The 20,856-nt window shown below is 71.0% G+C and carries 22 protein-coding genes; 14 read left to right on the top strand and 8 right to left on the bottom strand.

Annotated elements, in window-relative coordinates; translation table 11 throughout:
- The first annotated feature begins 212 nt into the window (after positions 1-212).
- The gene (locus G555_RS0101020) at positions 213-1,100 is read left to right on the top strand and encodes a hypothetical protein (protein ID WP_028707439.1); all 888 of its coding nucleotides are present in this window, start codon (positions 213-215) and stop codon (positions 1,098-1,100) included.
- Positions 1,101-1,220: 120 nt separating this feature from the next.
- Here the strand turns inward: G555_RS0101020 and G555_RS0101015 are convergent, their stop codons facing one another.
- From G555_RS0101015 to G555_RS0100995, 5 genes are all read right to left on the bottom strand, one after another.
- Positions 1,221-1,979: a tyrosine-protein phosphatase gene (locus G555_RS0101015; RefSeq protein ID WP_028707438.1), complete on the bottom strand. Its 759-nt coding sequence runs from the start codon at positions 1,977-1,979 to the stop codon at positions 1,221-1,223.
- Positions 1,976-3,685 carry an FAD-binding oxidoreductase gene (locus G555_RS17070; RefSeq protein ID WP_051208126.1) on the bottom strand — a complete coding sequence of 570 codons (1,710 nt, stop codon included), beginning with the start codon at positions 3,683-3,685 and terminating at the stop codon, positions 1,976-1,978. The genes G555_RS0101015 and G555_RS17070 overlap by 4 nt, the downstream gene beginning before the upstream one ends.
- A complete protein-coding gene (locus G555_RS0101005; protein ID WP_028707437.1) occupies positions 3,682-4,494 on the bottom strand; it encodes a lysophospholipid acyltransferase family protein in 813 nt (270 codons plus the stop codon). Before G555_RS0101005 ends, G555_RS17070 begins: the two co-directional genes overlap by 4 nt.
- A 46-nt stretch (positions 4,495-4,540) precedes the next feature.
- The gene (locus G555_RS0101000) at positions 4,541-5,305 is read right to left on the bottom strand and encodes an SDR family NAD(P)-dependent oxidoreductase (protein WP_028707436.1); all 765 of its coding nucleotides are present in this window, start codon (positions 5,303-5,305) and stop codon (positions 4,541-4,543) included.
- Between the two features lie 97 nt (positions 5,306-5,402).
- Entirely contained in the window at positions 5,403-6,203 is an 801-nt protein-coding gene (locus G555_RS0100995) for a deoxyribonuclease IV (RefSeq protein ID WP_028707435.1), read from the bottom strand.
- 76 nt (positions 6,204-6,279) lie between these two features.
- Here G555_RS0100995 and G555_RS0100990 point away from each other — a divergent pair, with 76 nt between their 5' ends.
- The 8 genes from G555_RS0100990 (at position 6,280) to G555_RS0100955 (ending at position 11,718) form a co-directional block, all read left to right on the top strand.
- Positions 6,280-8,055 (top strand): AMP-dependent synthetase/ligase, encoded by a 1,776-nt coding sequence (locus tag G555_RS0100990; RefSeq protein ID WP_051208122.1) that lies wholly within the window; start codon positions 6,280-6,282, stop codon positions 8,053-8,055.
- Positions 8,052-8,489, top strand: a complete 438-nt coding sequence (locus G555_RS0100985; protein WP_051208119.1) for a rhodanese-like domain-containing protein — start codon at positions 8,052-8,054, stop codon at positions 8,487-8,489. Before G555_RS0100990 ends, G555_RS0100985 begins: the two co-directional genes overlap by 4 nt.
- A gap of 104 nt (positions 8,490-8,593) precedes the next feature.
- Positions 8,594-8,824, top strand: a complete 231-nt coding sequence (locus tag G555_RS0100980; protein WP_028707432.1) for a hypothetical protein — start codon at positions 8,594-8,596, stop codon at positions 8,822-8,824.
- A 193-nt stretch (positions 8,825-9,017) separates the two neighbouring features.
- On the top strand, positions 9,018-9,305 hold the full coding sequence (gene rpsF / locus G555_RS0100975) for a 30S ribosomal protein S6 (RefSeq protein ID WP_028707431.1): 288 nt from the start codon (positions 9,018-9,020) through the stop codon (positions 9,303-9,305).
- A 99-nt stretch (positions 9,306-9,404) separates the two neighbouring features.
- Positions 9,405-9,914: a single-stranded DNA-binding protein gene (locus G555_RS0100970; protein ID WP_028707430.1), complete on the top strand. Its 510-nt coding sequence runs from the start codon at positions 9,405-9,407 to the stop codon at positions 9,912-9,914.
- Positions 9,915-9,999: 85 nt separating this feature from the next.
- Positions 10,000-10,236 (top strand): 30S ribosomal protein S18, encoded by a 237-nt coding sequence (rpsR, locus tag G555_RS0100965; RefSeq protein ID WP_028707429.1) that lies wholly within the window; start codon positions 10,000-10,002, stop codon positions 10,234-10,236.
- Positions 10,237-10,248: 12 nt separating this feature from the next.
- Complete coding sequence (rplI, locus tag G555_RS0100960) at positions 10,249-10,695, top strand: 50S ribosomal protein L9 (protein WP_028707428.1); 447 nt, start codon at positions 10,249-10,251, stop codon at positions 10,693-10,695.
- Between the two features lie 198 nt (positions 10,696-10,893).
- A complete protein-coding gene (locus tag G555_RS0100955; RefSeq protein ID WP_028707427.1) occupies positions 10,894-11,718 on the top strand; it encodes an alpha/beta fold hydrolase in 825 nt (274 codons plus the stop codon).
- Positions 11,719-11,726: 8 nt separating this feature from the next.
- Here G555_RS0100955 and G555_RS0100950 read toward each other — a convergent pair whose 3' ends face one another.
- Positions 11,727-12,212, bottom strand: a complete 486-nt coding sequence (locus G555_RS0100950; RefSeq protein ID WP_028707426.1) for an NUDIX hydrolase — start codon at positions 12,210-12,212, stop codon at positions 11,727-11,729.
- A gap of 140 nt (positions 12,213-12,352) precedes the next feature.
- On the opposite strand from G555_RS0100950, the gene G555_RS0100945 reads away from it, so the two are divergent.
- Positions 12,353-12,628 (top strand): Lrp/AsnC family transcriptional regulator, encoded by a 276-nt coding sequence (locus G555_RS0100945; RefSeq protein WP_028707425.1) that lies wholly within the window; start codon positions 12,353-12,355, stop codon positions 12,626-12,628.
- A 683-nt stretch (positions 12,629-13,311) separates the two neighbouring features.
- Here G555_RS0100945 and G555_RS22955 read toward each other — a convergent pair.
- Both G555_RS22955 and G555_RS0100930 read right to left on the bottom strand, forming a co-directional pair.
- On the bottom strand, positions 13,312-15,600 hold the full coding sequence (locus G555_RS22955; RefSeq protein WP_028707424.1) for a hypothetical protein: 2,289 nt from the start codon (positions 15,598-15,600) through the stop codon (positions 13,312-13,314).
- Between the two features lie 81 nt (positions 15,601-15,681).
- Positions 15,682-16,170, bottom strand: coding sequence for a beta-class carbonic anhydrase (locus G555_RS0100930; RefSeq protein ID WP_028707423.1), 489 nt, complete (start codon positions 16,168-16,170; stop codon positions 15,682-15,684).
- Between the two features lie 399 nt (positions 16,171-16,569).
- On the opposite strand from G555_RS0100930, the gene G555_RS22490 reads away from it, so the two are divergent.
- The 4 genes from G555_RS22490 to G555_RS0100910 all read left to right on the top strand — a co-directional run.
- On the top strand, positions 16,570-17,328 hold the full coding sequence (locus tag G555_RS22490; protein WP_051208116.1) for a polysaccharide deacetylase family protein: 759 nt from the start codon (positions 16,570-16,572) through the stop codon (positions 17,326-17,328).
- A 10-nt stretch (positions 17,329-17,338) separates the two neighbouring features.
- Entirely contained in the window at positions 17,339-18,487 is a 1,149-nt protein-coding gene (locus tag G555_RS17065) for a cation:proton antiporter (protein WP_051208112.1), read from the top strand.
- 461 nt (positions 18,488-18,948) lie between these two features.
- Positions 18,949-19,611, top strand: coding sequence for a Crp/Fnr family transcriptional regulator (locus tag G555_RS0100915; RefSeq protein ID WP_028707421.1), 663 nt, complete (start codon positions 18,949-18,951; stop codon positions 19,609-19,611).
- A gap of 432 nt (positions 19,612-20,043) precedes the next feature.
- Positions 20,044-20,856, top strand: an 813-nt coding sequence (locus tag G555_RS0100910) for a hypothetical protein (RefSeq protein WP_028707420.1), incomplete at its 3' end; no start/stop codon positions are given.

The following is a 20,856-nucleotide window of genomic DNA, read 5'->3' as shown; positions in this document are numbered from 1 at the left end:
CTCCGTGTGGGTCCATCATGCCCGGCGAGGGCGCGAGAGGTATTCGTTCGATCCACCATTTCGCTTGTCGTTGCGGCATAGAGTGTCTTCAGGTCATGCTGGGTGAACGTTCGAGACATCCGGAGTAAATCGAGCGGGGGCGCGGCATTTCCCTTGGTCTTCGCTCCACGCGCTGCGAGTTGTTTTTCGCAGGCGGACCGTGAGGAGTCATCGTGCTCGGCAGGAGTAGGGCGGCGTCGGCGATCGCGGCGGCGATCCGTCCAGGCACCGCGTCGCTCTGTGGTGTCGAGGTGGCGGTGCCCAACGCCCGCGAGGCGACACGGTTCCTGTCGGGAGGATTGCTGTATCCCCTTGCCGCCCATACCGACCGGACGATGTGGTTCGGCCAGGACGACGGTGCGGCGGTTCTCGGCGCCCGGCTGGAGGCCGGAGCGCGACGGGGCGTCAACGGGACGTTCTTCCGGCTCCTGTACGCGACGCCCGGCGACCTCGCGATCGTCCTCGCCTCCGTCGGCGTCAACGATCCTCAGTGGCTGGTCGACGGGGTGCGCGCGCATCGCACCGACACGTTCCTGCTTTCGGCGTGCGACGGCGTCCGGGTCGAGATCAGCGCCCCCGCCCCGGACGATCGCAGTGTTCGGCTCGACGCCGACGAGTACCTGGCCGAGCACCTCACCGACGAGGGGCGCGCGGTCGTGACGGCGTGCGCGACCGGCGTCCCCGCCGATCGCCCGGCCTCGGCGCTGACCCGTGTGGCCCTCCACCTGCGGGACCTGCGCGATGCGGTGTCGTTCTTCGGGGACGTCCTGGGGTTCCGCCAGCAGCAGGCCCGCCCGAACGGGGTGGTCATGACCAACGGCGCCCAGGTGATCGACCTGCAGCGCACGCGTCGGCGCGTATACGGCCCGGCCGGGTTGTCGTTCGGGGTGGAAGCGCCCGAGCAGTTGGCGGCTGTGGCGGACGCCGTTCCGCCGGCCACCTGCGAGCAGCGGGACAACTCGGTGCGGATCACCGGTCCCGAAGGGTTGCGGGTCACGGCCTGTCTGATTCGGCGTCCCGACTCCGGTGCTCTGCTGCGGGAGCTCATCGCGGATTCCTGAGGCCGCCCCTCGCGCCGGATCGCGTCTCGGTGGAGAGTTGTTGTTGGACTACCAACAACAACCCTCCACGTACCCGTCGGTAACTCGGATCTGTCAAGATTCCGGTGAGCTCGGGTACCGTCAGCCGAGCAGCCTGTCCTCCAGCGCGTTCTGGTCGGCGGCGGACCAGCCCATGGCCGTCAGCAGGGGACCGACGCCGCCCCACACATCGTCGGTGACGTCGAGCAGGGCGGCCATCACCTCGGGCCGGGCGTGGAACATCTCCAGCGGGACGTCGTCCAGCCGTCCGGTGTACGTGCGAGCCTGCCGCATCCGCTCCACGACGGGTCCGATGCGCTCGGTCGTCAGCGCGTAGTCGGCGACGATGTCGTCCCGGGCGACGCCCAGTGCGCCGAGGGCGAGGGCGACGACGGTGCCGGTGCGGTCCTTGCCCGCCGCACAGTGGACGAGCGCCGCGCCGTGCGCGGTGCCCACGACACGCATCGCGTCCAGGATCGCCCGCGGACGCTCGGTGATGTAGCCCAGGTAGGACGCCGCGACGGGGTCGGCCAGCAGCGTCGACGCGTCCTCGGGCAGGGGGACCGCCGCGTCGGGGAGCTGCTCCTCCTCCTCGGGCACGAGGGAATGCCAGTGGTACGTCACCCAGCCCTGGCCGGCGAGCGGCGTCGGCCCCTCGCTGCGGATCTCGAACCCGCTGCGCAGATCCACGACATCGCTCAACCCCAGGTCGTGCAGCCGGGACACGTCCGCCGCGGTGAGCGACTGCAGATTGTCCGACCGCCACAGCCGCCCCGGCACGATCTCGGCGCCGCCGGACGTCCGCAGGCCACCGAGGTCACGCAGATTGTCGAGCCCGTCGAGCTCGATCCAGCCGGTCATTGCGCGGGACGGGAGTTCGTGGAGACACCGGGCGTCCCGTCGTGGACGATCTTGCCCGGGTTGGCCCGCTGGTCGGGGTCGATCCCGGCGAACAGGGCACGCTGCAGGCGGACGCCGCCGGTCGAGATGTCCTGCTCCAGCCACGGCGAATGCTCCTCGCCGACGCCATGGTGGTGCGACACCGTCGCGTCCAGGTCGATGAACGTCTGCTGGATCCTGGCCTTGACGGCGTCGTAGTGGACCAGCGCGTCCGGACCGGAATCGGTCAGCGCGAACGTGAAGTACTGGCAGGCGCCCGAGTGGTAGCTGTGCGACAGGTGGCACATGATGTACCCCGGCAGGCCCAGCTCGCGCCGCGTCGCGTGGAACCGCTCGACGACCGTGTCGTGGATCTCCAGCATCCTCGACCACGGCGACGCCGTCTCGGACACGTCGGCCATCGCGCCCCGGTCGAGCAGGAAGTCGCGGATGTACGGGGTGTCGAACTTCTTCTGGTCGTACAGCGCCCCCGGCCCCTTCCCGACGCCGAGGCCGCCGTGACGCTTCACGATCCTGCCCACGAGCGCCTTCTCGTAGCGGACATGCGTCGGGCTGCCCTCGTAGCCGATGAACGACAGGCAGAGCTGCCCGAGATCCCAGCCGGTCCGCTTGAGGTACGCGGTGAGTCCCTTCGTGACCCACTTCGACACGCCGCGGCTCTTCTTGCCGGTGGCCATCGAGAACGCCGTCTCGTACGCGTCGGACACGCGGGTCACGGTCGGCGCGGCGTCCGACTCGGAGATCTCCCGCATCGCCTCGATGCCGGCGGCGTACGACGGGAAGAAGTACGCCTGGATCTCGCGCACCTCGGGCAGCCGGTGGACGTCCACGGTCGCCTCGGTGATGACGCCCAGCCGTCCCTCGGAGCCGAGGATCATCTCGCGGACACTCGGCCCGGAGGACGTGCTCGGCAACGGGCGGAGGACGACGAGGTCGCCGTCGGGCAGCACCATCCGCAGCCCGCGGGTGATGTCGGCGATGTCCCCGTACCGGTCGGACTGCATCCCGGACGACCGTGTCGCGATCCAGCCGCCGAGCGTCGAATGGGTGAACGAGTCGGGGAAGTGCCCCATCGTCCAGCCCTGCGCGTTGAGCTGCTCCTCCATGTCGGGCCCGAGGACGCCGGCCTGGATCGTGGCCAGGCCCGACTCGGCGTCGATGGACAGCACCCTGTTGAGGCGCCCCACGTCCAGCGACACGACCGGCCGGGTCTCCTCGGGCAACGGTTCGAGCGCGCCCACGATGTTGCTGCCGCCTCCGAACGGGATGACGACCGCGCCATGCTCGGCGGCGACCCGGACGATCGCCACCACGTCGTCCTCGTCACCCGGGTACACGACGACGTCGGGGACGCGGGGGAGCACGTTGCCGCGGATCCGCACCAGGTCACGGACGCCCTTGCCGTAGGTGTGGACGACCCGTTCGAGATCGTCGGTCGTCGTGTTCTGCGACCCGACCGCCGAGACCAGGTCGGCCTGGAGGCCGTCCGGCAGGCGCGACGCCGGGATCGTGAGCGAGGAGAAATCGGGCGGCGGGGTGGCGGGGACGGTGATGTCCACGCGGATCGCCTCGTAGATGAAGGGGGCCAGCTTCGGCTTGTCGTCGGCCGTGAACGCGTGGTCGGGCACGCCCCACCCCCACCACTTCATGTGGGCCACATCGGTCATGGTTCCTCCCCCTCCTTCTCTTTCTTCGTGTCGGCCTTGCGGTCCTTGTCGGCCTTGGTCGTCGCCAGCGCGTCCTTGGCGGCCTTGCGGAGCGCGGCCGCGCGCCGGAAGTCCTCCTGGGTCGGCATCCCGTAGGCCCGCGCCGTCGTGTCGTGCAGTTCGAGGATGTAGCGACGCAGCCGGTCGGAGAACCGGTGCGCGTTCTCGACCGGCGCGGCGGTCTGCGCCCGGCCGAAGACGACATGGACGTGCGGACGTCCGTTGACCGGCACCGACGCCGTCGTCGGCATCGCGGCGTGCGCGCCGACGAGCGCGATCGGCAGCACCGGCACGTCCCGGCTGATGGACAGCGCGGCCGCCCCCGGCGTGAAACGCCCCATCGCGCCGGTGCGCGAGCGGGTCCCCTCGGGGAACAGGAGCAGCGACGTCCCGTCGGACAGCAGCGCCCCGGCGATGCCGCGGTTCTTCTTGCCCTTCATGCCCTTGCGGTCCACCGGGAACGCGTTGAAGAACAGGGACGTCGCCGCGCCCTTCGCCTTCTTCTCGAAGAAATAGTCGGCGGCCGCGCCCGTGGCGAGGTTGCCGGTGATGCGCCGCGGCAGCGCCCCGAAGATGAGCGGCGCGTCCAGATGACTGGAGTGGTTGGCGATCACGACGAGCGGATTCTCCAGCGACTCCAGATGCGACCGGCCGTGGATATGGACGTGCAGTGCCGACCAGAAGTAGGGCTTCATGACCATCTGCTGGGCGACATAGCGCGCGGACGCGTGCACGGCAGAGCGGTAACGGCTCAGATCCGGCTCGCTCACCAACGGCTCATTTCTGTCGCTCCCGATCGGACCCGGCACATGGTACTCACTCGCGGCTGCGAACGAGAGCCCTGGAGATGAGGCGTATCACGGAACGGGGTGCATGCCGGACGAAGAAGGTGCCGAGCTTCCACATCGCCGTGGGCACCGACTGGGGCCTGCCCTTGAGGATGTCGCCGAGCGAGAGGCGAGCCATCGTGTCGGCGTCCACCCAGGCCCAGCCCGGCAGCGAGTTGCGGATGCCCGCCCGCGTGTGGAACTCGGTCCGGACCCAGCCGGGGCTGATGTTCGTCACGGTGACGCCGGTGCCGGCGAGCTCGTTGCGCAGCGACTCCGAGTAGGTCGTCACCCAGGCCTTGATGGCGGAGTAGTTGCCCTGCGAGATCCACGACGACATGGAGCCGGTGTTGGCGATCCGGCCGTGGCCGCGGACCTTCATCCCTCGCCCCGCCGCTCCGCCGAGGACGAGGACGGCCCTGATCATCACGTCGAACGCTCGCTCGTGCTCGGTGGTGTCGGCGTCCAGCAGCTTGCTCTTCAGACCGAACCCGGCGTTGTTGATGAACAGGTCGATCGGGCGCTCGCCGGTCTCGAGCCGCGCGGCCACCGTGTCGACGTCGGTCCGGACGGCGAGGTCGGCGCTGATCGTCTCGACCTCGATCCCGAACGTCTCGGTCAGCTCGGTCGCGCTGTCGCGCAGGCGTGCGGTGTCCCGCGCGACGAGGACGAGGTCATACCCTTGCGAGGCGAGGTGACGCGCGTAGGCGGCGCCGATCCCCGACGTCCCGCCTGTGATCAAAGCCCAGCTCATATCTGCAACTGTAGTGGCGCATTGCCCCGGTCACAGGGCCGACCGCGGAGTCCAGACGGCGACCCGCCGGGTCTGTGCCGCGGCCGCGCCGCCGCGGTCAGGCGGTGACCCGCTGGGCCAGCCAGGCCAGGTCGGCGGCCTGCCCCTCGACCCCGCCCGGTGTCTCGACGCAGACCGGCGCGCCGGCCGTCGCGACCACCTCGACGAGACCCTCGGGGTCGCAGTGCCCCGCACCCAGGTTGGCGTGACGGTCCGCGCCCGACCCGAACGCGTCCCGCGAGTCGTTGGCGTGGACGAGATCGATGCGACCCGTGATCGCCCGGATCGCGTCGGTGAGCCCCGACAGGTCGAGACCGGCCGCGTGGGCGTGGCACGTGTCGAGGCAGAAGCCGACCCGATCGCTGCCCGTCGCGGGAGCGATCGTCGACCAGAGACGGTCGATGCGTTCGAGGTGGCGGGCCATCGCATTGTCCCCGCCCGCGGTGTTCTCGATCAGCAGCGGGACCGGGATGTCCAGGCCGTCGATGCACTTGCGCCAGTTGTCGAAGCCGGTGTCGGGGTCGTCGTTCTTCAGGACGTGCCCGCCGTGGACGATGACGCCGGCGGCCCCGATGGACGCCGCCGCGGTCAGCGTCTGCTGCAGCAGCTTGCGCGACGGGATGCGGATCCGGTTGTTCGTCGTCGCGACATTGAGGACGTACGGCGCGTGGACATACAGCGTCACTCCCGCCGCGGCGGCATCGGCGCGGAGCGCCTCGGCACCCCCGTCGTAGGCGATCGCCGGACCCTTCCACCCCTGCGGATCGCCCAGGAAGAACTGGCTCAGTGCCGCGTCGCGTGCCCGGGCCTCCGCGAGCGGATCGACCTGGTCGACGTGAGCGCCCATCAACGTGCTCATGGTCCGCAGCCTACCGACCGGGCATCATGGAAAGAGCAGTGGGGCCGGGTCGGCCCGCGGAGGGCCGGAGGAGCACATGGATCGGGGCAATCTCGCCGTACGCCTGGCGGCGGCAGGGGTGGAGAACGGGGACCGGATCGCCACCCGGGTCGCCGAGGGCGACGGGTGGCGCACGGCCACATACGAAGAGCTCTGGGGTGAGGTGCGGCGGGTCGCGGCTCTCCTGGTCCGCTCCGGCATCCAGCGAGGCGACCGCGTCGCCATCTTCGCGCCGAACCTGCCCGAATGGACGGTCGCCGATCTGGCCGTCCTCACGGCCGGGGCCGTCGTCGTCCCGCTGTACGCCACGAGCGGCGAGTCCGAGGTTCGCCATGTTCTCGCCGACGCCGGCTGCGTCGCCGCCTTCGTCGCCTCGGGCGCGGAGTTGGCGGTCATCCCCCGCGCCGAGTTGCCCGACCTGCGTCTCGTCGTGTCCTTCGCGGACGCCGGTGCCGACATCCCCACTCTCGCCGGGCTGCCCGACCCCAGCGCCGCCGAGGAGGCCGAGATCGACACCCGCCTGTCGGCCGCGACGGCCGACGACCTGGCGTCGCTCATCTACACGTCCGGGACGACCGGTGTCCCCAAAGGGGTGATGCTCACCCATCGCGGCTTCACGTTCCAGGTCGACAGCCTCGACCAGTTCTTCGACGTCACCGCGGACGACCACAGCCTGTGCTTCCTCCCGCTCAGCCACGCACTGGAACGGGCGTGGACCTTCTTCGTGCTCGCCCACGGCTGTATGAACACGTACTGGCCCGACCCGCGGACCGTCGCCGACGGGATGGTCGCCGCGCGGCCGACGCTGCTGGTGAGCGTCCCGCGGTTGTACGAGAAGGTGTTCGCCGTCGCGCATCAGCGGGTGCGGGGATCGGCGTTCAAGCGGGCGGTCTTCGGCTGGGCGATGGGCGTCGGGACGCGCGCGCAGGACGCCTACCTGGACGGTCGGCGTCCCGGTGCCTGGACGCGCGCGCAGGTGGCGGTCGCGGATGTCCTCGTGTTCCGGGCGATCCGCGATGCGATCGGCGGGCCGAAGACCGTGCTGGCCTGCGGCGGCGCCCCGCTGCGCCGGGACGTCCAGCAGTTCTTCTCGGCGTGCGGCATCCAGTTGCTGTCGGGGTACGGCCTGACGGAGGCGTCGCCGCTGGTGAGCTTCGACGCCCCGGCGGCGTGGCGGGTCGGCGCGTCGGGTCGCGTCGTGCCGGGCGGGGAGATCCGGATCGGCGACGGCGGGGAGATCTGCTACCGCGGGCCGAACGTGATGGCGGGGTACTGGGGGATGCCCGAGGAGACGGCGCGCGTGCTGCGCGACGGCTGGCTGCACACCGGCGACGTCGGGCATCTCGACGAGGACGGGTTCCTCCTCATCACCGACCGGATCAAGGACCTCATCGTCACGTCCAACGGGAAGAACATCGCGCCGGCCCCCATCGAGGGGATGGTGCTGGCCGACCCGCTGTTCGAGTACGCGATGCTGCTGGGGGACAACCGTCCCTACGTCACGCTGCTGGTCAGCCCGTCGCTGCCGAACCTGGAGGAACTGGCCAAGCAGTTGCAGCTCACGTGGTCGAAACGGGAGGAGCTGTTCGAACTGCCCGAGATCCTGGAGGAGACGAAGCGCCGCATCGCCGAGCTCACCGAACGGCTGGCGCACCACGAGCAGATCAAGGACGTGCGGATCGTCTCCGACGAGTTCAGCACCGAGAGCGGGCTGCTGACACCGACGCTGAAGGTGAAGCGCAAGGAGGTCGAGCACCGCTTCCACGAGCTGATCGACGAGATGTACACGAAGTTCGACGGGCGGAAGCGGTGACGGCCGACGCTCCCGGCCCGGCGCGCGACCGGGAGCCCGGCCGCGTGGGGGAGCGCTTCGCTCCGGGGGAGTCGCCGACCGGCGGGGATGTCGGTGTCGGGGCGGACGTCCCGTCCGGATCGGGGATCGGTGTGGGCGAGGCGCTGGCCGAGCTGCGGGCAGGGGCGGTGCTGGTGGACGTCCGCACGCCGAACGAGTACCGCACGGCCCACGCGCAGCCGGCGATCCACATCCAGCTCGGATGGCTCGCCACCGACGTCCCGGCGCAGGTGCCCGGACGCACGATCGTGACGATCTGCTCGTACGGCAACCGGGCGTCCCAGGCGGCGGCGCAGTTGGCGGCCGACGGGTACCGGGCGTTCTTCGTCCGCGGCGGGCTGGCCGCCTGGCGCGAGGCGGGCGAGCGGGTCGTGTCCACGCCGCGGTCGCGCTGACGCTCGTGTAGCTACACCTCGGCCGGGACGCTACCGGGGGACGGGTAGCGTCCCGGCCCAGGCGTAGCGTCGCGGCCAGACGGGCGGCCACGGCGCTGGAGATCATGAACACGGCGATCGATTTCCGGGAGCGCGTTCGCCGGACGACGACATCGGCCAGGATGGTGCGGATCGAGGTCGGCGGCCGCGCGTTCGACGCGGAACTCCTGTCCTGCGCGGAGGTCGGCCAGGAACTGGTGGCGCTCGTCCACCCCGACGTCTGTTTCGTCGCCGGCGGGCCGGGGCTCACGCGACTGGACTTCCGGTGGGAGCAGGAGCCGCCTCCGCGCCCGTGAGCCGCCGTCGTGCGGCATCGCGGGAGCGGTGTCGGCGGGGGGAGCCGCGGAGGTCTCCGGCTTTGGTCGCGGCGAGGCGCGTCCAGTAGAGTGGCACCTTGTGTGCGGGCCCGAGCCCGTGACACAGGCATTCGCCCTCCTGCCACGGGATCGCCCCGTGGCCGTTCGAGACCAGAGGAGGTGGAGTTCGCGCATGCGCACCTACGAGATCATGGTCATCATCGATCCTGACGTGGACGACCGGCAGGTCACTCCGCTGTTGGACAAGCATCTGACCGTCATCACCAAGGCCGGTGGCACCGTCGACAACGTGGACGTGTGGGGTAAGCGCCGGATGGCGTACGAGATCAACAAGAAGCCCGAGGGCATCTACGCCGTGCTCAACGTGACGGCCGCGCCTGACGACGTGAAGGAACTGGATCGCCAGTTCACGATCAACGAGCAGGTCATGCGGACGAAGGTCCTGCGGACCGACAACTGAGCCCGGCGACTGTCCACAGCCTCCCGGTCGGCTCTTCAAACGCGTCGCACCGGCCTGGCAGACTTACGGACAGTCACGACTCACCGATAGAAGGCACTCATGGCAGGCGAAACCATCATCACCGTGGTCGGCAACCTCACCGCCGACCCTGACCTCCGCTTCACCCCGTCGGGAGCGCAGGTGGCCAACTTCACCGTGGCCTCCACGCCGCGTACCTTCGACCGTCAGACCAGCGAATGGAAAGACGGCGAGGCGATGTTCCTCAACTGCTCCGTGTGGCGGCAGGCGGCCGAGAACGTGACCGAGACCCTCACCAAGGGCATGCGCGTCATCGTCCAGGGGCGTCTCCGCTCGCGTAGCTACGAGACGCGCGAGGGGGAGCGGCGCACCGTGTTCGAGATCGAGGTCGACGAGATCGGCCCGTCCCTGCGGTACGCATCGGCGAAGGTCACCCGCAACAACAGCGGTGGTGGTGGCGGCAACTACTCGTCGGGCGGCAGTCACAACACGGGTGGCGGTAACGACCCGTGGTCCGGTGGCGACTCCCGACCCGCCGCGCCGGCCAGCGACCCCTGGGCGCAGCCCCAGAGCGACGAGCCCCCCTTCTGATCCCCTTCCGCAGACGCCTGCGGAGCCCGGAGACCCGGGCAACGACCAGGGCCATGACCGGCCCGGACACACGAGGAGAACCACCGTGGCCGCGCCACGCAAGCCGAACAACAAGAAGAAGATCATCCCGGTGAAGTCGATCAAGATCGGCCACATCGACTACAAGGACACCGCCACGCTGCGGAAGTTCATCTCCGAGCGGGGCAAGATCCGCGCCCGCCGCGTCACCGGTCTGTCCGTCCAGGAGCAGCGCAAGGTCGCCACGGCGATCAAGAACGCGCGCGAGGTCGCGCTCCTGCCCTACGCGTCCACCGCTCGCTGACAGGGGGAAGGTATGAAGCTCATTCTCACCGCTCCCGTCGAGCACCTGGGCATCCCCGGGGACGTCGTCGACGTGAAGGACGGCTACGGCCGCAACTTCCTCCTTCCTCGCGGTTTCGCGATGGCCTGGAGCAAGGGCGCCGAGAAGCAGATCGACGGCATCAAGCGCGCCCGTGACGCCCGCGAGATCCGTGGCATCGACCACGCCAAGGAGGTCCGCGACCAGCTCGAGGCACTGTCGGTCGAGGTCGGAGTGCGTGCCAGCGGCGAGGGCAAGCTCTTCGGCGCCGTCACGTCCGCCGAGATCGTCCTGGCCGTCAAGAAGGCCGGCGGCCCGCAGCTCGACAAGCGCGTCGTCGAGATCACCAAGCCGATCAAGTCGCTCGGCGCGCACACCGTCGGGCTCAAGCTGCACGAGGCCGTCACCGCGCACATCACGGTGTCGGTCGTCGCGGCCTGACATCCACGTACGAACGGGCGGCATCCTGCGTGGTGCCGCCCGTCGCCGTACTCGCGGGCTGCTGACCGATCCACGACGAGCCGCCAGGAGCGCAATGCCCGGTCGTCGATCCGGGTGCGGCGGATGCCCCCGGCACCCTGGTCCGTGACCGGACGGTTTGGGATACTCGGGTCCATCGCGCATCGATGAGGAGTGCCCATGCCCGAGCTGACTGTGGCTGACGGAGTTTCGCTGTACTACGAGGATTCCGGCGGTGACGGTCGTCCCGTCGTCCTCATCCACGGCTGGTCGCTCTCGGCGGCGGCCTGGGCGGCCAACGTCGGCCCGTTGACGGCCGCCGGGTATCGCGTCGTCGCGTACGACCGCCGCGGCTTCGGCCGGTCGTCGAAACCGTCGACCGGGTACGACTACGACACGCTCACCGCCGATCTGGCGTCCCTCATGGAGCAGCTCGACCTCACCGACGCCGTGCTCGTCGGCTTCTCCATGGGCGGCGGAGAGGTCGCGCGCTACCTCGGTACGCAGGACGTCGGCCGGCTCGCCGGCGTGGTGTTCGCGTCGTCCGTCACGCCCGCGCTGGGGATCACCGACACCAATCCCGGCGGGGCGATGCCGATCCAGGGGTTCACCGACATGCAGGACGCCTGCCGCGCGGACCGCGAGGGCTTCCTGGAGGACTTCCTGGTGTCGTTCTTCTCCACGCCGACCGGGCTGAAGGCGTCCCCCGAACAGGTGGCGGCCGCGCACGAGATCGCCGCGCAGGCCGCGCTGCCCGCGCTCGTCGAGACCATCGGGCTATGGGCGCAGGACTTCCGCGCCGACCTGGCGAACGCCGGCGTCGCGGTGCTCGTGATCCACGGGGAGGGCGACCAGAACGTCCCCTTCGCCGCCAGCGCGGCCCGGATGGGCGACATCATCCCGACCAGCCAGTTGGAGGTCATCCCCGACGGGCCGCACGGCATCAACGTGACCCACGCCGAGGCGTTCACCAGGGCGTTGATCGGGTTCGCCGACGTCCTCTGACGCGGCCGTCAGGAGACCGAGCCGAAATGCGCCTCGGGCCGGTTCTCCAGGGCGAGGCGGATCCGGGTGACGTTGCGCTCGGTCATCGGCGGCAGCGCCGACACCGGGAAGAACTCGGCGCGCGTCGCCTCGCCGTCCACGGGTCGCGGATCGCCGGTCACCCAGCCGCAGCGGAACACATGGTCGATGTACTGCGTCCGGTCACCGTTGTCGTAGGTGATCGTCTCCGTCACGGTGAGCCAGACCAGCCGCTCGGCGACGGCCTCGACGCCGGCCTCTTCGGCGACCTCCCGGACGGCGGCGGCGTGCGGCTGCTCCCCGGGGTCGATGATGCCGGCGACAGGCCCCCATTCTCCGTTGTCGGCCCGCTGTACCAGCAGCACCTCCGTGTCGTCGGCGACGCCGCGCACGACCACGGCCGTCGATCCCGACAACCACAGCGGCATGGTGCCGACGTGCTGACGAAGCTGGACGATGAACTCGGGAGTTGGCACCGTCTCAGGGTAGCCCGGTCGGCACGCCCCCTCGATGCAACGGGCGCGGGTCAGCTCGGCGTGTGTTCCTGGCTCCCGGCGCAGGGCTGGTCACTTCTCGTCGCTGCCCGCGCGAGGCCCGGCCCGGCTAGGATTCCGGCATGATCACCGCGATTGTGTTCGTGTCGGCGGACGTGGCGCGGATCCCCGAGGTCGGCCAGGCCATCGCGGATCTGCCCCAGGTCAGCGAGGTCTACTCCGTGACGGGGACGATCGACCTGATCGCCCTCGTGCGCGTGAAAACCATCGACGACGTCGCCACGGTCGTCGCCGATCACCTCAACAAGGTGCCGGGGGTCGAAGGGACCGAGACGCACATCGCTTTCCGCACGTACTCCTCCGGCGACATCGAGGCCGCCTTCTCCCTGGGTTCCTGAACGCGGTGACGCGGAGCGCCTGCAGCTCCTCGGACGCTCGGAACCCGTCTCCCGGCGTGTCCGGCCGGACCGATCCCTCAGGGGAGTCCGCAGCCCGCGCCGCAGCGGGCCGGTCGACCGGACTGCGGGTTTGTGTACCTTACGAGGGTCCTTCACGTCGGAGTGAGCCCCGACTGCGGAGTTCTGCACCCGATGACGGCGCCAGGCGGGCTGATCGGGTACGAAACGGCGCATCCTGGCGGTGAGCCCGCTCCGACCGCCCGCATTCGGTACAGAAAAGCGCACAATGCGCGTGCCGTGGACGGTCCCTTCGTCACGCGCCGATCTCGCCCGGGGCGTGCCCCACGATCGACACGGACACCATCCGCACCGGCGGGGACGCCGTCGCGCTCGGCCCAGGTCGGCAGGGGACCTTCACCGTCCCGATCCGCGGGGGCCGGCGGGGAGCCGCTTCGGGCGGCCCTTCTCACCGCTCAGCCCGGTCGGGAACCGATGCAGCATGCTGGGGCGGTCGCGCGGCGCGCACGATGCCGTCGGCGACCGACAGGTCGTGCTCCGCGACGTCGAGCTTCGTCCACCCGTGGGCGGGGAAGCAGTCCCGATCGGGGTCGGTTGAGGCGTACGGTCCGCCCGCTCGCCTCCAGTTCGACCGCGGTGCTCGGCATGCGGGGCCGGCAGTACGGCTAGCGCAGGCCCCACTGCTTGGCCAGGGACTTCGCCTCGGCGGCCGGGCCGCGCGATCCCCACCAGTCCCCGGCCCGCAGCCGCAGCGCAGCCGACTCGCGCAGGGTCTCGACCAGCTCGGCCCCGAACGCGCCGGGGTCGGCGGAGGCCGCCGGACGCAGCGCCTCGACGAGACCCTCTGTCGCCCGCCGGAGCGCCTTGCGGTCCCCGGTCGACCGGGCGGCGTCCCGCTCCACGCGAGCCGCCACGAGCGGGTCGAGGGATTCGGCGGCGGGTTCGGTGACGGGCGCGGGGGACGCGACGGTGATCCCCGACGGTCCCTGGGCCGGGGTGGGTGTGGGCTCTTTCGTGTCGGTCGTGGCGGGTGTGGTGGGGTTCTCTGCGGTAGGTGCGGGGGGTCCCTGGGCCGGGGTGGGTGTGGGTTCTTTCGTGTCGGTCGTGGCGGGTGTGGTGGGGTCTTCTGCGGTAGGTGCCGGGGGTTCGTGGGCCGGGGCGGGTGTGGGTACGTCCGTGTCGGCTGTCGCGGGGAGTTCGGCGGCGGGAGCGGAGGGTTCCTGGGCCGGGGAGGGCGGCGCCGGCTCGTCTGCGAGCGCGAGCGGATCCGGCACCTCCTGCACCGCGATCGCAGCGTTCTCGCGGTCGAGTCGCGCGAGTTGCTGTTCGAGCAACGCCAGCTCGAGTCGTTCGCGTTCGGCCGCATCCGTGGCACGGGCGAGTTCTGCGGCGAGAGCAGCCTCTCGTTCCTCGGCGTCGCGTTCCTCGGCGTCGCGGCGGTGCTGCTCGATCCGCTCCTGGCGGCGGCGTTTGGTCTCCTGCCGTTCGGCCTTCTCAGCCGCACGCATCCGCTCGTCCTCGGCCTGGGCAGCGGCCCTCTCCTCCGCGGCGCGCCGGGCCGTCTCCGCGTCGCGCTCGGTGGCGAGTCTCCGCTCCCGCTCGGCGCGTTCGGCGTCGGCGGCGGCGTAGGAGTGCTCCGCACGGGCACGGATGTCATCTTCGTCCCGAGACGCGGCGGCGCGGGCCGCCGGGGCGGACGAGGCGAGATCGGCCACGGCGCGCGCCGTGAGAGCGGCGAGCCGCTGTGAATCGAACGAGGCGGCGAACGGTCCGCTCGGCGGATCCCAGGACCCGACGGCCGCGGCGACCGGCACCGCCGCTCGCGCCTGCTCGGCCGCTGCCCGGATCGCCGCGGCGTCCTGGCCCGTGGCGGCGAGCGCCTCCGCGTATGCGGCGAGCGCCGTCGCATCGGCTCCGGTCACCTCTCCGTGAGACAGCCCGTTCTCGACGAGTGGCTCCAGCTCCGCCACGGCACCCTGCGGATCGCCCATCGCACGGAGGGCCTGCCCCGCCGCCAGCGCGGCCGCATCGGACGGGCTGTGGGCGGCCGCGTCCTGCGCCACGTCGAACGCCTCCCGCGGGCGCCCGGCCGCCAGCAGGTGGGTGGCCAGCTCGGCCTCGGCGAGGCCCAGCCAGGCGGTCGCCTCCGGGATCCGGGCAGTCAGGGAGGCCAACGCCGCCACCGCCTCCCGGTCGACCGCGAGCGCCGACGCGACCTCGCCCTCGTCGGCCAGCCGCCCGGACAACGCCGCGAAGGTCGGGTGAAGGCGTTCGGCCAGCCTGGCGAGCCGCGTCGGGTTCACCTTCGCCGGGCTGCTCAGGTCGACACTGCGGCGGTAGTGCTCGACCGCAGCCCGCGACCAGGCGAGGCCCTCCTCGCGGCGACCCGCCGCCCACCGGGCGTCGGCGACGGCCGAGAGCACACGGAGCGCGAGGAGCGGAGGGACCCCGGGGGTGACGTCGAGCGCGACGATCGCCGCGTCGGCGGACGTGTTGGCTCCGCCCGCGTCTCCCGTCGCGAGCGCTGCCGCGACCTGCGCCACGAGGGCGCGCAGCCGCGTGCGAGGGTCGCGCACCAGGTCGAGCGCGGGGAGTTGCTCGAGGACGGCCAACGCCGTCGCCACCGACGCTCCGGCCGCGTCCGGCAGCCCGAGCCCCGCCTGCGTGTCGGCGAGCTGGACGGTCGCGTGGACGAAGCGGGCCGCGTCGTCGGCCGGGGTGTACGGCCCGAAGGACCCATGGGCCGCCAGCAGCCGACCCGACAGCGCCACCGACTCCTGGGCATCGGTCGCCGCCTCGACCCACGCGCATGCGTCCAGGCGCTCGTCGGTGAGCCGCACCAGTTCGTCGGCCAGTTCGGGCTGCCGGGCGGGATCGGATCCCACCCACCCGCGCAGCCGTGTCACCGACGAGGCGAGCCGCTTCGCCGCCGCGGGGTAGTTGTCGAGCGTCATGGAGTGCCTCCGATCGTCCCCATTCCACCACGGACGCCGAAACCGTTCCGGGTGTCGCCGGTCAGCGGGGACGCGGGCGGCTCAGTGGACCTCGCGCAGCGCCCCCGTCGCCACGTCGAACACGAAACCGCGCACAGCGTCCGTGTGCAGCAGGAACGGAGACGCGGTGATGCGCGCGATGGACTGCCGGACGTCCTCGTCGAGGTCGCCGAACGCCTCGGCGCTCCAGGGCGGCTTGATGCCGGTGTCGGCCTGGATCTGTGCCTTGAACGCGTCGTCGGTGAACGTGAGCATCCCGCAGTCGGTGTGGTGGATGAGGATGATCTCCGTCGTCCCGAGGAGGCGCTGGCTGATCGCCAGGGAGCGGATCTCGTCGTCGGTCACGACCCCGCCGGCGTTGCGGATGACGTGGGCTTCGCCCTCGCCGAGGCCGAGGATGCCGTAGACGTTGAGGCGGGCGTCCATGCATGCCACGACGGCGACATGCCGCGAGGGCGGCAGCGGCAGGGGACCCTGGAAGGTGGCGGCGTAGGAGGCGTTGCGTGCGAGGTACTCGTCGGTTGCGGTCATGGGTACTCGATTCGTGAGTGCGGTTCGGGAGGGTGCGGACGATCCCGCGACAGGACACGGTCGGGGCGCAGGTCGAGGGAAGGCCGCGGGCGACGGGGTGCCGGTGCGTCGGTGGGACGGGACGTCGACGAGGGACGCGTCAGACCGGCGGGCGGGTGCGACGACACCGGCAGCCGGGCATTCGGCCCTGGTTCGTGGTCGTCGACATGCGGCGACGCTAGGCGCGGGACCGCGGGACTGTCAATGCACTGTCCACGCTCGTCACGGCGACGCTCGCCCGGCGGAAGCGACGTCCGGCACAATGGCGGGAGCGAGGGCGGGGACCGTGGTGCCGCCGTTCCCTCGTACACCGGGAGGGATCCGCGAGGAGCCCCCTCGGCCCCCGTCGGAAGGAGGACGATGCCTCGTCCGGTCGCCGTGTACCCGGCCTTCCGGCGCGGCCTCGAACGCCTGGGGCCTCGCGCCCGACGCGTCCTGGACGCGGCCACCAGTCCGTTCGGCTCGATTCTCCGCGCCGAGCGCGCGGGGCGTCGCATCGCGCTCACCTTCGACGACGGTCCCGATCCCGACGTGACGCCGCGGCTCTTGGCGGGGCTTGCCGACGCGGGCGCGCAGGCGACCTTCTTCCTGCTGCTGTCACGCGTCCGCCGGTTCCCGCGGGTCGCCGCCGCCGTGGCGGACGGCGGGCACGAGATCGCCCTGCACGGGCTCGATCATCGTCGGCTCACGACGCTGCCGCTCGCCGAGGCCCGCCGGTCGATCACGTTCGCCCGGGCCGAGCTGTCCGAGCGCTTGGGGACCGAGGTCCGCTGGTTCCGCCCTCCGTACGGCGCTCAGACCGTGCAGGTCTGGCAGCACGTCCGCCGCGAAGGGATGGAGACCGTGCTGTGGGGCCCCGGTCTCGCCGACACCGAGCAGGTCGCGGTCGCCGAGCGGCGACGTCGGCGACGCGCCCGGCCCGGCGACATCGTCCTCGGCCACGACGGGGTGGCCGACCGCGACGACGGGGTGGACGATCCGCCGCCGCCCGCGCTCGACCGGGTCGCCTGGGCCCTCGACGCCGTTCGCGAGTACCAGGACGGGGGGCTGACCGTCGGCACGGTCGGGGCCCTGCTCGACGCGGGGACGGCCGTCAAGGGCGCCCGCTTCACGAGGTGAGGCGGTCCGCATGACGTTCGCGCTGCTCGCGCTCATCTGCCTGGTCGCGTTGTCGGGTCCGCTGTTCAATCTCAGCCCCGCGCTGCGACTGCCGGTCGTGATCGGCGAACTGTTCGTCGGGGTGGCGCTCGGCGAGACGGGGCTGCGGATCGTCGACGGATCCGACCCCACCCTGACGTTCCTCGCCGAGATCGGTTTCGCCCTCGTCATGTTCGTCGCGGGGACGCACGTGCCCCTGCGCAGACCGGCGATGCGCGCCGGGCTGCCACGCGGCATCCTGCGTGCCGTGCTGGTCGGGGTGCTGGCGATTCCTGCCGGGTTCGGGCTGGCGGCGCTGTTCGGCACCGGGCACGGCTCCCTGTACGCGGTCGTGCTCGCGTCGTCCTCGGCCAGCCTGGTCATGCCGGTCCTCGGCGGCAGGGTCACCAGCCCGGCAGGGGTGCAGATGCTCGTGCAACTGGCGGTCGCCGACGCAACCTGCATCGTCGCGCTGCCGCTCGTCCTTCAGACCGACCGGGCGGGGACGGCGGCCCTCGGCTCGCTCGCCGTCGTCGCGGCGGGCGGTGTGGTGTATCTGGTGTTGCGATGGGCCGAGGCCGGTGGGTGGCGGCGGCGCGTCCACGACCTGAGCGAGGAACGCGGGCTGGCGGTCGAGTTGCGTGTGACGCTCACTCTGCTCTTCGGCCTGGCTGCGATCGCCGTCGTCAGCCATGTCTCGATCATGCTGGCCGGGTTCACACTGGGCCTGGCCGTGGCGGCGGTGGGCGAGCCGAAGCGGGTGAAGAACCAGGCATTCGCCCTCACGGAGGGTTTCTTCGGGCCGGTGTTCTTCGTGTGGCTCGGGGCGACGCTGAATCTGCGCGATCTGCTGTCGCACCCGCAGGCCGTCGCGCTGGGGCTGTGCCTCGGTCTGGGTGCGGTGCTCGTCCACGGCGCCATGGCGCTGACTCGACAGCCCTGGCCGGTCGCCGTGGTGACGGCCGCTCAGCTCGGGGTCCCGGTCGGCGCGGTGACGATCGGGACGCCGCTGGGCGTCTTCGCTCCCGGCGAGCGCGCGGCCCTGCTGCTCGGGGCGCTCGTCACGGTCGGGGCCGTGGCGCTCGTGGCCCGTCCGCTGCGCGACGCGATCCGCACCGATCCAGCGGCGCACCGGGGCTGAACCGGTCCGGGGGAGGCGCGGGTCGAGCCCCTGCGTTCGGGCCTTTCTCCTTCACTTTATTTCACCCTGTCTCACCTTCTTTCACCTTCTTTCACCTTATTCTCACCTCCTCGGTTCATCCTGTTCTCGGGGCGGCATCGCGGCGATTCCTGAACCCGGGTGCGCCCGACGTCTCGGCGCACGGAGCGGCTCGCGTCCCTTGCATATAAGGGACGCCGTCCCGTCGCGGTCGCCTTCCCGGTGATTCTGGATGGTCGCGCAGACAGATCCTGCCTAGATCCGAATCTGTGTCAACAATGCTATTGTTGATTTACATCAAGGTTCTTGAGAAATTGTTCGATCCTGCTCGTCCGTTGGCGTCATATGCCCTGGGGTTGTGGGCTCCTCTCGTCGAGACGCACGGCGCAGGATCACCTCTCCTGCTCCGCACCCCGAGGCGGAAGACGGGTGGAAAGGACGCTATGGCGCACGTATCAGCGACAGCCAACTCGCTGTGGTGGCTGCGGTCCCTCCTTGAGGCATACGCCGGGTCGGAACTGCCGGACTGGGATGCATTCGCCGCGCAGATCCAGCACGTGAGGGTGGCCGCCGGAAGGACGGTCTTCACGGTGGGCGACGACGGTCCGCACTGCCTGTATGTGGTCCAGCACGGCTTGGTGAAGGGGTTCGCACGCGTCGACGGGCGTCCGGCCTGGTTCTGGGAGGAGGGCGAGGTGATCTCCCCCTTCCCGATCGTGAACGCCGGAGCCATGAAGCGGATCGCCCTGAACGGTGTGCACCCGCGGTCCCGCGGCATCCACCTCGGCCTGGATCAACTGCCTGTGTCGCGTGCGGTGGCCGTCGAGCCAAGCCAGATCTTCCGCATCGACGTGGACGTGCTCGACCATCTGTCCGGCACGCATACGGCGTGGTCACGTCTGCTGTACTCGATCGCCTTCCTGCGCGTCGCGACGCTGTACGCCGACACGGAACTGCTGCGGGTCAAGCCCGAGGAGCGGTATCGCCGCGTCGTCGTGGAGCGTCCGTCGCTCGTGCGCCGCATCACCCAGCGAGACCTGGCGGGAAACCTGGGCATCACGGAGGAGGCCCTCTCCCGGATCGCGAAGCGGATCCGCGAGGAGTGAGGTGCCTGCGCCGTCCCAGCCGGGTTCGGGTCGCGCGGGTCGGTCAGGACGCCTCGCCGTCGTTCCCGGGATCGGGCGGCGCGGAGCCGTCCCTCTCCGCGAGAGGAATTCGCCCCCCGCTCGCCGTTGATCGCGTTGATGGTCGTCAAGGACTCTCGCTCGTCGTCGATCACGGTCGGGCTGTGCTTTGGTTCGGTTACCAGAGGGTGGCACGATGCCAACGACCGTCCTGAGTTTTCGGGGCGGGCCCCAATGATGGCAGCGATGGGGGCTCGGGTGGTTCTGGGTGCTCGTTGTTACCGCCTGGGGTTTCGGAGACGAGGGGGGCCTCCCGTGGGAGACGACAGAGCACGGCTGCCGGGGTCGATCAGCGGCATGGATCGGCGGAGAGGGCTCCGGGGTGCAGCCGCTCCCGGATCGACAACCGGGCGGATGACGCGCGGTGCCGCGGGCTTGGCGAAGCTGCTGGCACTGGCCCTGTTGAGCGTCCCGCTGGCTGTCGCTGCACCCGCCAGTGCCGACGTCCCGGTGCCCACGGAGGGATCCGCGACTCCCTCTGCGGCCGAATCGACGGTGTCCCCGACGGCGACGCAACAGGATGGCTCCCAGGAAGCGGCGCAGATCGTTCCCGGGACGGACGAGACGTCGGCGACGCAACACGACGGCTCCCAGGAATCGGCGCAGATCGTTCCCGGGACGGACGAGACGTCGGCGACGCAACAGGATGGCTCCCAGGAATCGGGGCAGGCCGTTCCGGGGACGGACGAGACGTCGGCGGCGACGGGCTCGGAGCCCACGAGCGAATCCGCGAAACCGCAGAGCGCCGCGCCGGGCTCGTCGACCCCGTCCGCTGCCCGCGGCCGCCAGGCGGACGCCGACGCCGACTGGGTGCTGGTGAAGAAGGTGGTCGACGCCCCCGACGGCGTGTCCGTGCCGGGTGGCACCGCGTTCGGGGTGGACTACACCGTGGACGGGGGATCGTCGCAGACCACGAGCGTGTCGCAGGATCTGCCGGTGCTGATCACAGGCGTCCGTGTCGGGCAGGAGGTGTCGGTCGCCGAGACCGGGCTGCCCGCCGCGCCGGATGGCTATCGGTGGACCACCGCCGCATACGGCCCGCGCGAGGTGACGCCCGGGACCGGCTGCTACGCCGGCGCCGGGGGCGCGGGCGGTGGCGGTTCCGACGAGCGGCTGAAGCAGGACATCACCCCGCTGGTCACGACCACGAACGGGATCCAGTTGTAC

It is taken from the genome of Propionicicella superfundia DSM 22317 (assembly GCF_000423465.1).
Taxonomy (GTDB): Bacteria; Actinomycetota; Actinomycetes; order Propionibacteriales; family Propionibacteriaceae; genus Propionicicella; species Propionicicella superfundia.
The sequence above is the reverse complement of the archived record's forward strand: the minus strand, read 5'-3'. Positions and strand labels throughout refer to the sequence as shown.

Coding starts and splice junctions, on each gene's coding strand:
- G555_RS0100990 (WP_051208122.1), top strand. CDS start 6,280: ATGGATCGGGGCAATCTCGCCGTACGCCTGGCGGCGGCAGGGGTGGAG.
- G555_RS17070 (WP_051208126.1), bottom strand. CDS start 3,685: ATGACCGATGTGGCCCACATGAAGTGGTGGGGGTGGGGCGTGCCCGAC.
- G555_RS0100955 (WP_028707427.1), top strand. CDS start 10,894: ATGCCCGAGCTGACTGTGGCTGACGGAGTTTCGCTGTACTACGAGGAT.
- G555_RS0100915 (WP_028707421.1), top strand. CDS start 18,949: ATGGCGCACGTATCAGCGACAGCCAACTCGCTGTGGTGGCTGCGGTCC.
- G555_RS0101000 (WP_028707436.1), bottom strand. CDS start 5,305: ATGAGCTGGGCTTTGATCACAGGCGGGACGTCGGGGATCGGCGCCGCC.
- rpsF (WP_028707431.1), top strand. CDS start 9,018: ATGCGCACCTACGAGATCATGGTCATCATCGATCCTGACGTGGACGAC.
- G555_RS0100945 (WP_028707425.1), top strand. CDS start 12,353: ATGATCACCGCGATTGTGTTCGTGTCGGCGGACGTGGCGCGGATCCCC.
- G555_RS22955 (WP_028707424.1), bottom strand. CDS start 15,600: ATGACGCTCGACAACTACCCCGCGGCGGCGAAGCGGCTCGCCTCGTCG.
- G555_RS17065 (WP_051208112.1), top strand. CDS start 17,339: ATGACGTTCGCGCTGCTCGCGCTCATCTGCCTGGTCGCGTTGTCGGGT.
- G555_RS0100995 (WP_028707435.1), bottom strand. CDS start 6,203: ATGAGCACGTTGATGGGCGCTCACGTCGACCAGGTCGATCCGCTCGCG.
- G555_RS0101015 (WP_028707438.1), bottom strand. CDS start 1,979: ATGACCGGCTGGATCGAGCTCGACGGGCTCGACAATCTGCGTGACCTC.
- G555_RS0100930 (WP_028707423.1), bottom strand. CDS start 16,170: ATGACCGCAACCGACGAGTACCTCGCACGCAACGCCTCCTACGCCGCC.
- G555_RS22490 (WP_051208116.1), top strand. CDS start 16,570: ATGCCTCGTCCGGTCGCCGTGTACCCGGCCTTCCGGCGCGGCCTCGAA.
- G555_RS0100980 (WP_028707432.1), top strand. CDS start 8,594: ATGAACACGGCGATCGATTTCCGGGAGCGCGTTCGCCGGACGACGACA.
- G555_RS0100970 (WP_028707430.1), top strand. CDS start 9,405: ATGGCAGGCGAAACCATCATCACCGTGGTCGGCAACCTCACCGCCGAC.
- rplI (WP_028707428.1), top strand. CDS start 10,249: ATGAAGCTCATTCTCACCGCTCCCGTCGAGCACCTGGGCATCCCCGGG.